Source organism: bacterium, assembly GCA_031082185.1.
Taxonomy (GTDB): Bacteria; Sysuimicrobiota; Sysuimicrobiia; order Sysuimicrobiales; family Humicultoraceae; genus VGFA01.
Genome location: JAVHLI010000018.1, coordinates 1 through 14,602 on the forward strand (window position 1 = coordinate 1; position 14,602 = coordinate 14,602).

Consider the following 14,602-nt stretch of genomic DNA (forward strand, 5'->3'; position numbering starts at 1 on the left):
GGCCACCGCTTTAGCACCCGCTTCATTGACATCCGCCGCGATAACCACCCTCGCGCCTTCACCGGCAAATCTCAAACACAACCCCCGTCCGATGCCGGAGGCCGCGCCTGTAACGATGATGACTTTCCCTTGAATTTCCATTCCTGTGCTTCTCCTTACAACTCACGCTTTCTCATGCTCCCTTTGCCCTGCCGCAGAAGGGCGGAGCAGGCGAGCCATCCCAGAAGGGCTGCATTTCTTCTCAACGCGCCTCCTTGCGCCAGCGCGACAGCATGAACGGATGAATGTCGAGCGCCTCGGCGACGTCCTGAACCTGGACGCCATTGAGCTCGCTGAGCTTCACCGCCTTGAGCTTGAATTCAGCGGTGTAGCGATGAACCTTCCTTGGACCCGTTGCTCTGGCCATCAAAACCCCCTTTGCCCGCGTTAGGCCAGAGTGTCAACTTTATCGGGTCAAGTGCCCGGTCGGCTGGAGCGACTGGTTAGGCCTTCCGATTGCAAAACCTCTTTGATCTGACCTTCAAAAGCTTCAGGCTTCTCGCGACCGCGCCGAGTGTATGCGTAGTGCCAGACCTGCCGAATTCGGATTCCCGTCCCCGCCAAGGCGAACTGCAGGAGATCGTATACCTTTTGGCCGAAGGCAATAATGAGTTTAGGCCGGACAATCTCGATTTCCTGATCAAATACCCGACGGTGCAAAGTCATGTCGGGGTAGGGCGCTCCAACCTGGCCTCGACTCTTAATAATGTCCGTCAAATGGCTGTTCTCCATCCCATACTTTTCGAGGAGGCCATAGAGGAAGCGATCAGCGCGGCTTGGGAAGGATCCAGTGGAAGGGCGCTCTGCGACAAACATCACGGGGCCGACGCCCATAAAGCCCTGAACCTTCCCTACCCCTGGGAAGAGCCAGGGGTCCGGAATCGCGGCGAGGATCTTCTCGCGGAGCGCCTGAAGTTGTTGGACGGCGCTATCCATGCGTTTCCCCCCAGGCCTAACTCCTACTAGACTGGTCGGCCTAACTCGCCCGCTGTGTCAGCCTAGCACGACAACCCAAGGGCGGCCCTCCACCGCAATCGCCGGCACAGCCAGGCCTCCGTGATGGCTTCGCCGCGCAACCACGAGGTGAGGTGAATCATGGGCTCGGAGTTGGGGAAGGCGACGGGATGGGGGCAGGCGGTGTTTCGGTGACAGCCGGCAGCGGGACGGTCACCACGGCGTCCCGGTCCACGAATGTGGTGAAGACCGTGCCGGACTTGACCTCCATCTCTTGCCCCCTAATGAGCAGGAGTGGGAAGAAAATCAGCAATCCAAGACCCCATGCCGCGGCTTCGTTTCCTTGTCCGACTCGCTCCGTAGTCGCTCGCAACCGAACCCTGGTCCCGTCGACCGCCCTGGCGTGCTCGAAGGCAAAGCCGAGACGGCCAGGCCTGCCCAACCACGCGGCACGCTGAACAGCCGTGATAGTCCCGAGAACCCTGGCCCCCTTCGCTACTGCAACCTTCCCGCCAACCTCGACATCGTCGGCGGCCTCACCATCGAACACATCACCGACATTCGCCGTCTTCGAGGAGATCTCTTGTAGGATTCGGACCCTGACTCTTTCACCTTCCTGCACGGTGACTTTCTCGCTACGGGGAACTGGCTCCTGGCCCTTGACGACACCTTGGAGCGGAGGCATCAGGCCCAGCAGGAGGACGAGCAAGGTCCAGGTCCATTTGAGCAATCGCATCACGTCACACCCCCGAGGCAATCGCCGCTCATGCGTTCGCGAAGTGACGCACGTGCTCCTGCGATTTCCGTCCTTCCCCCTAGAACCTACCCCGGGCACATTCACCCACGGCACCGGTGTGTCCTGCTTGTCAGGATTGCGATCTAGCCAAAGGTTCAGGCCGGTTTCCCCAGGATCGCCGGCTGCTGGGCGGCGGGCGATTCGATGATGGCGTAGCGGTAGATCCCGTCCCATTGGCTGTAGTTAGGCTGTACAAGGGCCACCAGGACCCCGAAGCCCGCCCAAAGCCACCGGCCAGAATGCCTGCCCCACAGGCCCTTACGCCATAGTGTCGCCTAGCATCCTTGATCTGCGGGCCTTCTGGTGAGAGATAGGGCTGAAGTGCTGACCTGACGAGGGCTTTCCGTGGTGGGCGAGGAGGGTCTCGAACCCCCGACCTCCTCTGTGTAAGAGAGGCGCTCTCCCGCTGAGCTACTCGCCCGCTGCGCCAGTATATCATGCGGGATATCCTGTGGATAAGCTGCTAGTACGCGCGCGTCAGACCTCCGGTACAGTTAAATATTTCTTACCTTACCAGGTCAGTCAGCTCCGCAGCTCCAGTGTCCGGCCCGCGAGAAGCCCCGTCAGGCCCCAGTTCGCAGGGGAAACCCGGTCGCAGGGCGAATTCCCCTTAACTAGCACTGTGACACGGTCAAAGGGATTCCCGGAAGGGGGTCTCGCCGGACGGTGCCGACCAAGCCGAGGTGAACCCAAGTGAAGAAACAGACGCCCGCTCAGCTCGAAGCGATTCAGCGGCTGATGCAGATGGCCGATACCCCTCAGAACCTCGAGGCCATGCAGTATGTGGTGTTCCAGTTCGACTTTCGGGACTTCGATCAGTTCATCATTGAGTGCCCGCCGGGCAGCATCCGCTTCAACAACCTGCTTCGGTTGGCCGTCTTCTGCGACAACGTTGGGTTCCTGGTGGAAGCCGGCGTGGTGGACCGCGAGGCGGTCTTCGAGTTGTTCCCCATCCCCTGGGCGAAAGTTGAGCCGGTGATTCAGGGCATGCGCAAGGATCTCGACTGGCCGGACACCTTCGACTACTTCGAGCGTCTCGGGCGTGAGTACATGAAGTGGTGGGAGGCCAAGCGTAAGCGGCTCAACGTTCCGCCCAGCTCGCCCGAGTTGGGCGGCATTCCCCGATCCCTGTTCGTAGCCAAGCCACGGCCGCCGGTCCCGGCAAGGCCGGCCCCTCCTCCCCGCCCTGCCCCGCCTTCCCGCGCGGCAGTGCCGGCCCCTGCAATCGGCCGCGCACCTCAGCTTGCGCTCCCGGTGGCGCCTGCCGGAGCCGTGGAGGAGAAGCCCAAGACCCTCAGGGTCAAGACCCCCTCCAGGCCGGTGAAGGTTGTCAGCCAGGAGAAGAGGGGCCAGCAGACCAAGCCGAAGGTACATTCCAAGGCAACGCCCGCAAGAAAGCGATAGCCGGGTGGCTGTATACCAGCTCTATGACCTCCAACAGCTCGACACGGCCATCATCCGAACCGCTGCCCACCGGGCGGGCCTTGATGACGGCACCGCGCAGCGGGCGGTGGTTGCCGCGGCGGCCCAGGAACTGGCCGACCTGCAGGGCCGGTTGGACGCCTGGCATGCCCGCCTGCGCGCGCTCGACCTCGGAATCCGCTCCCTGGAGGACAAACGTGCCAAGTTCGATGCCGATCTCTACAGCGGCCGCACGGCCAATCCGAAGGAGCTGGCCGCCATACAGGATGAGATAGGCGCGCTGGATCGTCACAAGGCCGGCCTCGAGGATGAGACGCTGTCGGTGATGGAGCAGGTCGAGCAGATTGAGCCCGAGGCGCGCCGAGCCGAGGCCGCGCTGGAGGCCGCTGTGGCCGCGCTGGCCCAGCAAGAGGCCGCCTTCATCGCAGCGACGGCAGCGGCTGATGGCGAGATCGCGGATCTGGCCGCCCGGAGGTCGGCGCTCGCGTCCCAGATTGACGAGTACCTACTGAAGAGATACGAGCGGTTGAGGGAGCACAAGGTGGGCCTGGCGGTTGTGGCGGTCACCGGTGGGATCTGTGATGGCTGCCACGTTGCCATTCCGGAGGGACGGTTGCAGCAGATCGCCGGGGATCCAAATGCACTCGCGGCCTGCGACGGTTGCGGACGGCTGCTCGTGGTTCGGGTGTTTCAGGTGTAATGAAGCTTCGGCTGTTCATTGACGGGGCCTCGCGGGGGAATCCTGGTCCCTCGGCCATAGGCGTGGTGGTGCAGGACGGCCGTGGCCGGGTGATCGCCGAGGTTGCCGAGGCCCTGGGGAAGGCCACGAACAACGTCGCGGAGTACGAGGCGTTGCTCCGTGCTCTTGAGGAAGCCCGCGCGCGCGGGGCGGACGAGGTTGAGATACTGGCGGACAGCGACCTGCTGGTCCGGCAGATCGCCGGCACCTACAAGGTCAAGAGTCCCAATCTGGCGCCCCTGCACAGGGCCGCGCTCAAAGCGCTTGCGGGCTTCCGAAGATGGCACATCACCCACATCCTTCGCGGTCGGAACACCGCGGCCGATGCCCTGGCCAACCGTGCTCTTGATGGTCTTCCGCCGCAGGGTTCTCTCCCTGGCGCCCCCGACGCCGGGGCCGGCCTGCGCTCGGAGCTTGCCCGCCTCTCGGGCCGGCTGGAAGGGGTGCTGGGCGTCGGCGTCAAGACGGTCTGGGACGGCCAAGAGATCTTCCTCGAGCCCGACCGGCCCTTCCCGACGGCCAGCGTGTTCAAGATCCCGGTGCTGATCGAGCTGCTGCTGCAGGTAGAGGAGGGACGCCTCCGCCTCGATGGCACGGTGACCGTTACCGAGGAGATGAAGTCCCCGGGCTCCGGTGTCCTGAAGGAGCTGACCTCTTCCCCGGCGCTCAGCGTTGCGGACCTGGCGATGCTGATGGTCATCATCAGCGACAACACCGCCACCGACATCCTGGTTGATCTGGTTGGCAAGGAGGCCATCAACCGGCGGCTGGCGTCGTGGGGGTTCTCTGTGACGCGCGTGCCGATGAGCTGCCGGGAGCTGCTTTTCGAGCTGGCAGGGCGCCCGACGGGTCCCTTCACCCCAGAGGCGCGTCTCGAGGTGGAGCAGATCCTCAAGGCGCGCGTGCGGTCGTTTGCCGGCCGTGCCTATGCAGACTGCGATAACGACCTTACTACCCCCCGCGAGATGGTCGGGCTGCTTGAGATGCTGGTGCGTGACGGGCCGCTCTCCGCCGGCGTCCGGGAGCGAGCCCTGCACTTCATGGGACGCCAGCAGGTGCGCGACCGGCTGCCGCTGCACCTGCCGCCGGGTACCGAGATCGCTCACAAGACCGGATCGATCGCCGGGGTCCGCAACGACGCCGGGATCCTGTTCGTGCCACGCGGCCCGGTGCTGGTCTGCGCCTTCGCCCGCGATCTCGCGGACGACCAGGCCGGGGCCGCGGCTATCGCCGAGGTCGGACGGCTGGTACACGCTGTTTTCGCGTAGGTGAGGGTGTCCCAAGGGTAGTTGAAAGAGCGAGGGAGCAGCACCTCAGTGTGGTGAACTGATCTTTGTGGGAAACCAACACACCACAGGGAGGGGGCTGCTCCATGTGCACGGTAGTGCGGATAGGTGCACAGGGCAAGGCCCGGATGGCTCACCAGGTGGCGCTGCCGGAGGCTGATGCCCTCGATGTCAGGATCGCCCTTGTCCAGGACCTGATCCCCCTGGGCCTGCAGGCGGTGGAAGAGGTGCTCCAGCAGGAGGTCCAGGCGCTGGCCGGCCCGCGCTATGCGCGCGGCGATGGCGCCCCGCATCTGGTGCGCTGGGGCCGGCAGCGGGGCTCGGTCTACGTGGCCGACCAGAAGTTGCCCCTCCCGGTGCCCCGGGTGCGCAACCGGCAGGCGGGCATCGAGGTCCCCCTGCACAGCTACACCCGACTTCAGCAGCCCCGCGCGGCCGATGAAGGCGTGCTCCGGCGGATCCTCTATGGACTGAGCTGCCGGGACTACCGGACCGCGGCCGAGGCGGTCCCGGAAGCCTTCGGGCTGAGCCGGTCGAGCATCTCCCGCCGGTACATCCGGGCGACGGCGCGCAAGCTCCAGGCCCTCCAGGAGCGCCGTCTGGACCAGTATGACTTCGTCCTCGAGCGTGGTCTGCGGGTGGCCGAGGGCCTGCTGGTAGTGATCGATGGCGGCAAGGGTTTGCGGCGCGCGGTCAGGGATGTGTTCGGCGACCAGGCGCAGGTGCAACGCTCCCTCCGGCACAAACGGGAGAACGTCGTGGCCTACTTGCCCAAGGCCCTGCAGCCCCTCTGGCGGGCGAGACTCCAGCGGGCGTACCGGCAGCCGACCTACGCCCTGGCTAAAGCCGACCTGCAGCGGTTGCACCAAGACCTGCGGCGGCTCAAGGAGGATGCCGCCCGGAGCCTGGCGGAAGGGCTGGAGGAAACGCTCACGCTCCATCGCCTGGGGCTGGCCGATCGTCTGGGCACGAGCTTGGGCACTACGAATGGACTGGAGTCCATCCTGGCGCTGGTCGAGCAGCGGGTGGGCAAAGTCGATCGCTGGGCCACGAGTGACCAGAAGCAACGGTGGCTGGCGACCACGCTGTTGGAGCTCGAACCTCGCCTGCGCCGGCTGCGCGGGTATCGGGCGTTGCCACAGTTGCGCATCGCTCTGAGGAACGCTGTCATGCAGGAGGAGGAGGCGAGGGTAGCGTAATGAGTGCTGGGGGTTGCTCCCAGAAAATCAACTACCCTCGGGACACCCTCCTCTGTGCGGCTCGAGAGGCCATAAGCTGGGCAATGAAGACTGCGAAAGGGGTGGGCTGCGTGGATCGTAGGAGATTCAGTCGTACACTGTGTGGTTTGTTAGTCGTGATAGCCGTCCTGTGGGCGGGTCCTGGTGCAGGAGCCCCCGTTCCGGCGCAGCGCGGCGAGCTGCGCATCGCCATGCAGTACGACCGCGGCTCCATGGATCCCGCGGTGCTGAGCGCCGTGACCGACAAGCAGATGACCGTCAACGTGTTCGAGGGGTTGGTCCGTCACGCGCTGGGCACCGTCAAGATAGAGCCAGCCCTGGCAGAGAGCTGGACGATGGCTCCAGATGGGAAGACGTGGACCTTCAAGTTGCGCCGCGGCGTCCGATTCCACAAGGAATTCGGCGAGATGCAGGCCAGCGACGTGAAGTTCAGCCTGGAGCGGATCCAGGCCCCGGCCCTGAAGTCTCCCTACTCTCAGCTGATGGCCTCGCTGGAGCGCGTGGAGGTCCTGGACAGGCACACGGTCCGAATCCTGCTGAACTCGCCTGACCCTGCGTTTCTGGACAAGCTGGCGCAGAGCTTTGGCGCCATCGTAAGTGAGAAGGCCGTGAAGGCCAGGGGCGACAAGTTTGACCAGGACCCCGTGGGCACCGGCCGCTATCAGTTCTCCAGCTGGGCGCCCCAGCAGGAGACGGTGTTCACCCCATTCGACGAGTACTGGGGGGGGAGGCCGGCGCTCGCACGCGTCGTCTACGTCCCGATTCCGGATTCCACGACCATGTTCAACGCCTTTGAGGCAGGCGACGTGCACCTGGTCCAGGTTACTGATCCGGACAAGCTGAAGAAGTACAGGCAGAACTCCAAGATGACCGTGGTCGAGACCCCCGGCCTGATCACCCGGTTCTTCGGCATGAACCGTCTGCACAAGCCATTCGACGACATAAAGGTGCGGACGGCAGTCCTCCATGCCGTCAACAGGACCGAGATCGTCCAGTTCCTCTTCGGTGGCGTCTCCACGCCGGCCCGCTCCATCCTAGCCCCGGGGGTCCTGCATGCGGAGCCCAACGTCATGCAGTACAGGTTTGATCCCTCCAGGGCAAAGCGGCTGCTGGCCGAAGCCGGGTACCCCAACGGCTTTCGGACGACGTTCTACGTGCCCAACATCGATCGCTTCACCAGGCCGGCGACCGTCATACAGCAGCACCTGCGGGGCGTAGGCATCGAGATCGAGATCCGGGTGATGGAGGTAACGTCCTTCCTGGCAAGATTGCGGTCGGCCGAGGGAATGCCCATGTTCACCTTGAGCCGGGGGCAGGACCCCGCTCCCGACCGTGTGCTCTACATCTGGTTCCACAGCAGCGGGATACCGCGGGACAACTGGGCGAACATCTCCATCCCCGAGGTGGACCGGTGGTTGGACGAGGCGCTGCGAACCCTGAACGAGGACAGGCGCAAGGAGCTGTTCAGTCTCGCCCAAAAGCGCATAGTGGATGAAGCGCACTACTTCTTCATCGATCACGAGAACCACATCTTCGCCATGCAGGCGCGGGTCAAGGGGTTTGTGGGCGACCCGCAGCGCAGCATCCGGCTGGACAACGTGTCCGTGGAGAGGTAGAGGTTGAGGGGTCTCCTTGCGGCCCGCCTGGCAGCCACGGTACCAACGGTCCTGGGCGTCATCATCGTGGTCTTTCTGGTGGTCCATTTCATCCCGGGTGACCCTGTGATCGCCATGCTGGGCGATTCGGCCACGGCAGAGCAGGTCGAAGAGACCCGACGCCTACTGGGCCTGGACGCTCCTCTGCCCGTGCAGTTTGCCAGGGTGATTGCCCGCTACGTGCGCCTGGATCTGGGCCGGTCCATCATCACGCGGCGGCCGGTCATCGGTGAGATCCGGAGCCGCTTTCCGCACACTCTTTGGCTGGCCGCGGGTGCGATGCTGGTGTCGGTGGCCGTGGGCCTCCCGCTGGGAGTGCTTGCGGCCACCCGGCGCGGCAGCCTGGTCGATCTGAGCAGCCTGGTCCTCAGCACTGCAGGCATCGCGGCGCCCGTCTTCTGGATCGGACTGCTGCTCTCGCTGCTCTTTGCAACGAGGCTAGGCTGGTTTCCCACGATCGGAGCCGGCCGCGTAGGGGACCTGGGCTCCATGCTCCATGCCCTGGTGCTTCCCTCGGTGACCCTGGGTCTCTCCGGGATCGCGCTCATCGCCCGCATGACCCGGTCGTGCATGCTGGAGGTGCTGCGCGAGGACTACGTCCGCACTGCCCGCGCGAAGGGGGCGACGGAGCGGGCCGTGGTCTTTCGACACGCGCTGAAGAACGCCGCCATCCCCATCGTGACGATCATCGGTCTGAACGTCGGCTATCTGCTGGGCGGGGCGGTGCTCGTGGAGACGGTCTTTGCGCGTCCCGGGCTCGGGAAGCTTCTTGTTGACGCCATCTTGTCCCGGGACTACCCCGTGGTGCAGGGGGTGACGCTGACCGTGGCGATCTCGTTCGTGGCGGTCAACCTGGTGACCGATCTCGTCTACGGCTGGCTCGATCCCAGGATTCAGTACCAGTGAGCGGAGCTCATCAGCATCTCGCCGGAAGAGGCGTGACCGGCACTCCCAGGTGGCGGCGGGTCATCACGCACGCGCCGATGATGGTGGGCGCGGTGATCGTCCTGGCCGTCGTGGTGATGGCCCTGGCCGCTCCCGTTCTGGCACCGGCTGACCCGACCGCCATCGACCTGCCCATGCGGCTCCGACCCCCGGGCGAGGACGGCCGCCTGCTGGGGACCGACGGCTTCGGCCGAGACGTTTGGAGCCGGCTGGTGTTCGGCACGCGGGTCTCCCTGCAGGTGGGCGTGGTTGCAGTCAGTATCGGCGCCGTGGCCGGCCTGGTCGTGGGACTGGCGGCGGGCTACTTCGGCGGCTGGGTTGACATGCTTACCGGGCGCGTGCTGGACGTGGTGATGGCCTTTCCGACCATCCTGCTCGCTCTGGCGGTGGTCGCGGCGCTGGGGCCGTCGCTGACCCACAGCATGATCGCCATCGGTCTCACCAGCATACCCCGCTTTGCCCGGGTGACTCGGGGCGCCGTGCTGGCGGTGCGGGGGCGGGACTTCGTGCAGGCGGCCGAGGCGCTGGGCGCGCCGACCAGCCGCATCCTGGCAGTCCACGTTCTCCCCAATGTCCTCTCGCCTCTTGTCGTGATGGTCAGCCTCGGCGTCGGATCAGCGATCCTGGTGGAGGCCTCCCTGAGCTTCCTCGGACTGGGCGTGGCGCCGCCCACACCCACCTGGGGGTCCATGATCACCGACGGCAAGCACTACATCGATCTCGCGCCGTGGATCTCCGGGTTCGCAGGCCTGTTCATAATGGTGACCGTGCTGGGATTCAACCTGTTGGGAGACGGGCTGCGGGACCTGTCGGATCCGAAGCTCAGGGCCCGATAGTAGCCGCGCGGGACCTGGCGGTGAATCTGATCGAGGAGTCGTAGACATGCTGGAGCAGTCCAAAGCCGTGCTGGAGTATGTCGAGCGCCACCGCGACGACCTGGTGACACTGTTGCAGACCATGATTCGCACGCGCAGCGTCAACCCCGCCTTCGACCCGGCGTCTCCGGGAGAGGCGGCCATGGCGAGGCTCGTGGCCGATCGGTACGCGGCGCTGGGAATCGCCACCGACATCGTGGAGGCGGTCCCAGGCCGGCCCAACGTAGTCGCGACCTGGAAGGGAAGCATTGGCCGCCCCAGGCTGCTGGTCAATTGCCACCTGGACACCGTACCGCCGGACTGCGGGGAGTGGGTTGACCCCCACGACGGGAAGGTGACCTCGGGCTGGACCAAGGACCCTTTCGGGGGCGAGATCGTCGACGGCCGCATCTACGGGCGAGGCGCGGCAGACCACAAGTCCCCAATCGCCGCCACCCTGATGGCCCTGGAGGCGCTGGTGGCGTCCAGCTGCCGACTGGAGGGGGACCTGGTCTGCATCCACGACGCCGACGAGGAGGTCGGTGGCCGGTACGGAATGCGCTACCTGGCAGAGCACATGCCTTTCGACTTCGACATGGCCCTGTACGCGTGCACCGGCGACGTCACGCCGCTCGGCAGTGAGTACTTCTCCGCCCTAGGCACGAACAACATCATCCGCACCCTTGCAGGGACGCAGACCTACCAGATCAGGCTCACTGGACACAACCTGCACAGCATGGCACCGCTGCGGCACCTGGGCGCTGCGGAGGCGGCCGTGGCCCTGATCGACCGCCTGGGCCCCCTCATGCAGCGAGTCAACGACTATCAGGACCCCGTGGATGGCTCTGGGCATCCGGCGATGCGCATCAGCGGGATCGACAGCGGGGAGAGAGTTGCAGTCCACCACCAGTCGCGCACCTGTGAAATCACGGTCAACCGCAAGATCCACCAGAGCATCGATCCGGAGGCGGCGCTGGCAGAAATCAAGGCCGTCGTCGCGGCGCACAACGCGGCGTACCCTGAGAACACGGCCTCGCTTGAAGTGCTGCGCAACCTGCCGCCGGCGATCACGCCTGCGGACCACCCTGTGGTAACGGGGCTCGCCCGAGCGGTGAAGGCCGTGCTGGGGGAGGAGGCGAGGGTTACGGGGATGCCTTGCCCGGTTGGCATCAGCTCCTTCCTGGCGACCGTTCCCATACCCACGGTGCTGTTCGGCTACGGGCTGGTCAACCTCCATCACGCCCACGACGAGTACATCGCGGCAGACGACCTCGTCAAGATGGCGAAGGTCTACGCCGTCGCGTTCATGGAGTGGCTGGGCAGGTCGGAGTAGGTCCTGTCGCGGATATCAGGTGTCTGCCAGGCCGGCGGCGGCGCCCTGCCGGCGAGGGTCGGCGGCCCCTTGACAGAGGCCTGTCTTTGGGTCTCGCGTCACCACCTGCACCGCCCCAAACCACGGCGATTTCGCGCTCCTGTACTGCACCTCGTGCCCCAGGCGCGACAGCCCTGCCTTCGCGGCATCAGGTAGATCGGACTCCGCCTCGAGCTCGTACCCCGACCAGTGCACGCGGGGCGCGTCCACTGCCGCCTGAAGGGACGTGCCGTGATCGAGAACGCTCACCAGCACCTGGGCGATTGCGTTGGGGATCCGTGTGCCCGACGGGCTGCCCAGGGCCATCACCGGAGCGCCGTCGCGCAGGACGAGCGTCGGGCAGGGCATGAGCGGGCGCTTGTACGGTGCGATCGCCGCCACGCGCGTTCCCGGGCGGGGATCGAACAGTTTCATGGCGTTGTTCAGGAAGAACCCGCGGCCCGGGACCACCATGGCCGACCCGAAGGCATCGCCCAGGCTCTGGGAGATGGAAACGAAGTTCCCCCAGCGGTCCACGTGGGAGTGGTGGGTCGTGCAGCTGGCGTGCCCCGCCGACGAGGGCATCACGCCCGTGAGGCTCGCCGGGTCCGGCTGCTCCGCCTGGTATGCCCACGGGTTGCCGGGCCCGGGGAACTGCGCGCGCTGCGGGTCTATGCTCCTGCGCCGTTCCGCTGCGTACGCCGGATTGAACAGTCCACCAATAGGCACGTTGACGAAGGCGTGGTCGCCGATGTGAACCGCCCTCTCTGCAAAGGCGAGCTTCATGGCCTCGATCAGAAGATGGAGCTTCTCCGGCGAGAGCGGATCGCAGGTGCGGAAGTCGAAGCCGTCGAGCAGGCAGAGCAGGTGCAGGAGCAGCGCGCTGGACTGCGGGGGCGTGCACTGCACCGTGTACCCCCGGAAGGACACGGCGTCCGGCGGCAGTACCCGAAACAGCTTCTCGGGATAGAGGGCCAGGTCTTCCTCTGACAGCACACCCCCGTCGGACCGCACGCAGTCCACGATGGCGCGAGCGATCTCACCGGAGTAGAACTCCTCGATCCCACTGGTGGCGATGCGTTCCAGGGTCTGCGCGAGTTCTGGCTGCACGACCGCCTCACCTTCCGTCCTGGGCGAGCCGTCCGGGCGGAGGAAGATGGCCGCTGAAGCCGGGTACCGCGCCAGGCGGTCCCGGTTTTCGGCGACCAGCCCGGACATGCGCCGGGCTAGGGGCACGCCCCCTCGGGCGTAGGTGATGGAAGGTTCCAGCACCGTCCCAAGGGGGATAGAGCCCCACCGCCGGTGCGCGTAGGCCCATCCCCAGACGGCGCCGGGAATGCACACCGACAGCCCGCCGGTGGTGTTGAGGTCCCCCTCGGTTAGGAACCGGTAGTCACCCTGGGTCGGGTGCTCGATCCACCGGTACATGCCCGCGCGGGCGGCGCCGGGGGCGCAGGCATAGAAGTCTATGCCCACGGTCTCTCCCTCGCCGGCCATGTGCACCAGCATGTTCCCCTGGCCCCCGAGGTGAGACATGGCCGGCTCGCACACGGCCAGGGCAAAAGCAGTGGCGATGGCCGCATCCGTGGCGTTTCCGCCGCGCGCCAGCATCTCCACTCCCGCTGCCGTCGCCCAGGGATGCGACGAGCTGCAGAAGCCGCCAGCGCTCAGCGCGTCGTTCGCGGGGCTGTTGACGAAGGGGGGGCTCATGGACTGCAGCGCCTCTTGGTCTCCGGGCACAGCGCTACCCAACCGCGGGTCCTTCCGACCCGGCGCAGTCACATCCACATGCGCATGCCTTGCGCCCCGCTGCCAGCGCCCCGATCAGGACTGCTGCCCGCCGGGTGTTGAAGATGCCGCAGTGGCAGTTGCGGGCCATCGTGACGGCAGCCTCCTCGGCGGCCATCAGGCCGCCTGCCACTCGATCGGCAAGCGCGCTGATGAGGTTGAAGGAGATCATCGCGTGTCCGCACATGGTGTTGATGGCCATCACCAGGGGGTTCCGTGGGAGGCGGGTCGTGTTGCCGTGTATACCCAGGGACATGTTCACCGTGTGCTGATCGGCACCGGCCCGGCGGGCGCAGTCGCGCACCCTGTCGAACAGCCCCGAAACCACCACGGAGAGGCCTGTGCCGAGCCGCTGTAGCTCTTCCAGCACCCGGACCACCTTCTCGGGGTCGTCGTAGACGGCGTGCACCAGGGAGTTGTTCTTGAGGCCGGCCTCCAGCCTGTCGCGCGTCGTGGAGAACTTGTTCCCGATGCGGCAGTCGCCCCAGTTCACCGGCTCGTGCCTGATCAGGACCTCCAGGCACAGCTTCAGGCGGGATGCAGCGCCGTCATCGGTTATTCCCTTGGCCGGCATGACGAGCACAGTGTAGTCGGACGCCAGGCTCTCCGGGCTTCCTTGTCGGTGCAGCGAGTGTGTCGTCGTTCAATCCTCCTCAGGGAATAGTGGAAAGCCCAGGCCTACGTTGGTCTTGCCGTTTGGAAGCACATTGAAGCCCATCGCCCCACAGGTGGCCAGCACCCACTCCAAGTTCTCCGGTCTCACCCGCAGCGCTACGCCAAGGCTGAACACCGTCTCCAGCCCTGCGGCCGCCTCTCTCGCCGCCCTCAGCACCTGGGGCAGCCTATCCTGGGGCATCTCCATCTCTATGATGGCCGAGAGCACCCGCTCGTCCAGGATGTCGTCGCGCAGCTTCCCGGTGGAGGCGTCCTTCATGAGCTGGGTGACCGGGTTCATGGGCTCGAAGCACGCACCCTCCCTGGCGAGTGCGATGGTCACAATCTCTACCTCACGAAACGAGGAGCCAACCCCGGGGCGGCCCATCTCAACCGCCATGCCGACGCGTCCCCGGCGGAACCGCCCCGTGACCTCGTTGGTCTTGATCTCCTCTGTGCCCCGGCCCAGTATCCCGGTTCCTGGATGCTCCACGACGGGGTCTGAGAACTGCGAGCGAAGTATGCGGGGCCACTCAAGTTCCTGCATCACCAGCGCGTCCACGGGGCACACGCCGGAGCGATAGCAGATGCCGCACTCCACGCACGCGTCCTGGTCGATGGCAGCCAACCCCTCCCGATCAAGGGAAACCGCTCCCACGGGGCAATAGGGGATGCACGCCTCGCAGCCGTTGCAGAGTTCCCGGGAAACCAGCATGAATGGGTATGCCTCCAACCTCGCTGGGAATGATTGCGGACACAACTCGTGCCAGGGAGTTTACGCCAGCGACGCGCAAATCTCCTTCACGACGCGCAGTTCTACCACCGCCACATCTGTCGCAGGATTCCTTGATGTCCTCTCCAATGAGTGGCTCAACCCTTGC

The 14,602-nt window shown here is 65.6% G+C and carries 15 protein-coding genes and 1 tRNA gene; 8 read left to right on the forward strand and 8 right to left on the reverse strand.

Annotated elements, in window-relative coordinates; all coding sequences use genetic code 11:
• From RDU83_12785 to RDU83_12805, 5 genes are all read right to left on the reverse strand, one after another.
• Positions 1-141, reverse strand: a 141-nt coding sequence (locus RDU83_12785; GenBank protein ID MDQ7841879.1) for an SDR family NAD(P)-dependent oxidoreductase, incomplete at its 3' end; no start/stop codon positions are given.
• 100 nt (positions 142-241) lie between these two features.
• A complete protein-coding gene (locus RDU83_12790) occupies positions 242-406 on the reverse strand; it encodes a transposase (protein ID MDQ7841880.1) in 165 nt (54 codons plus the stop codon).
• 47 nt (positions 407-453) lie between these two features.
• Complete coding sequence (locus RDU83_12795) at positions 454-975, reverse strand: hypothetical protein (protein ID MDQ7841881.1); 522 nt, start codon at positions 973-975, stop codon at positions 454-456.
• Positions 976-1,132: 157 nt separating this feature from the next.
• On the reverse strand, positions 1,133-1,732 hold the full coding sequence (locus RDU83_12800; GenBank protein ID MDQ7841882.1) for a hypothetical protein: 600 nt from the start codon (positions 1,730-1,732) through the stop codon (positions 1,133-1,135).
• Between the two features lie 403 nt (positions 1,733-2,135).
• A tRNA-Val gene (locus tag RDU83_12805) sits at positions 2,136-2,210 on the reverse strand.
• A gap of 272 nt (positions 2,211-2,482) precedes the next feature.
• On the opposite strand from RDU83_12805, the gene RDU83_12810 reads away from it, so the two are divergent.
• The 8 genes from RDU83_12810 to RDU83_12845 all read left to right on the forward strand — a co-directional run bounded on the left by RDU83_12810 (position 2,483) and on the right by RDU83_12845 (position 11,261).
• Positions 2,483-3,193: a hypothetical protein gene (locus RDU83_12810; GenBank protein MDQ7841883.1), complete on the forward strand. Its 711-nt coding sequence runs from the start codon at positions 2,483-2,485 to the stop codon at positions 3,191-3,193.
• Positions 3,194-3,197: 4 nt separating this feature from the next.
• Entirely contained in the window at positions 3,198-3,911 is a 714-nt protein-coding gene (locus RDU83_12815) for a hypothetical protein (GenBank protein ID MDQ7841884.1), read from the forward strand.
• Positions 3,911-5,218: a serine hydrolase gene (locus RDU83_12820; GenBank protein ID MDQ7841885.1), complete on the forward strand. Its 1,308-nt coding sequence runs from the start codon at positions 3,911-3,913 to the stop codon at positions 5,216-5,218. The genes RDU83_12815 and RDU83_12820 overlap by 1 nt, the downstream gene beginning before the upstream one ends.
• 104 nt (positions 5,219-5,322) lie before the next feature.
• On the forward strand, positions 5,323-6,435 hold the full coding sequence (locus RDU83_12825) for a transposase (GenBank protein MDQ7841886.1): 1,113 nt from the start codon (positions 5,323-5,325) through the stop codon (positions 6,433-6,435).
• Positions 6,436-6,590: 155 nt separating this feature from the next.
• Entirely contained in the window at positions 6,591-8,090 is a 1,500-nt protein-coding gene (locus RDU83_12830; protein MDQ7841887.1) for an ABC transporter substrate-binding protein, read from the forward strand.
• A 3-nt stretch (positions 8,091-8,093) separates the two neighbouring features.
• A complete protein-coding gene (locus tag RDU83_12835) occupies positions 8,094-9,035 on the forward strand; it encodes an ABC transporter permease (protein MDQ7841888.1) in 942 nt (313 codons plus the stop codon).
• Between the two features lie 32 nt (positions 9,036-9,067).
• Complete coding sequence (locus tag RDU83_12840) at positions 9,068-9,910, forward strand: ABC transporter permease (protein MDQ7841889.1); 843 nt, start codon at positions 9,068-9,070, stop codon at positions 9,908-9,910.
• Between the two features lie 46 nt (positions 9,911-9,956).
• The gene (locus RDU83_12845) at positions 9,957-11,261 is read left to right on the forward strand and encodes a M20 family metallopeptidase (protein MDQ7841890.1); all 1,305 of its coding nucleotides are present in this window, start codon (positions 9,957-9,959) and stop codon (positions 11,259-11,261) included.
• 15 nt (positions 11,262-11,276) lie between these two features.
• Here the strand turns inward: RDU83_12845 and ggt are convergent, their stop codons facing one another.
• The 3 genes from ggt to RDU83_12860 all read right to left on the reverse strand — a co-directional run bounded on the left by ggt (position 11,277) and on the right by RDU83_12860 (position 14,436).
• Positions 11,277-12,989 carry a gamma-glutamyltransferase gene (ggt, locus tag RDU83_12850; GenBank protein ID MDQ7841891.1) on the reverse strand — a complete coding sequence of 571 codons (1,713 nt, stop codon included), beginning with the start codon at positions 12,987-12,989 and terminating at the stop codon, positions 11,277-11,279.
• 34 nt (positions 12,990-13,023) lie between these two features.
• The gene (locus RDU83_12855; protein ID MDQ7841892.1) at positions 13,024-13,641 is read right to left on the reverse strand and encodes a hypothetical protein; all 618 of its coding nucleotides are present in this window, start codon (positions 13,639-13,641) and stop codon (positions 13,024-13,026) included.
• Between the two features lie 69 nt (positions 13,642-13,710).
• Positions 13,711-14,436 carry a 4Fe-4S binding protein gene (locus RDU83_12860; GenBank protein MDQ7841893.1) on the reverse strand — a complete coding sequence of 242 codons (726 nt, stop codon included), beginning with the start codon at positions 14,434-14,436 and terminating at the stop codon, positions 13,711-13,713.
• Positions 14,437-14,602: the final 166 nt, after the last annotated feature.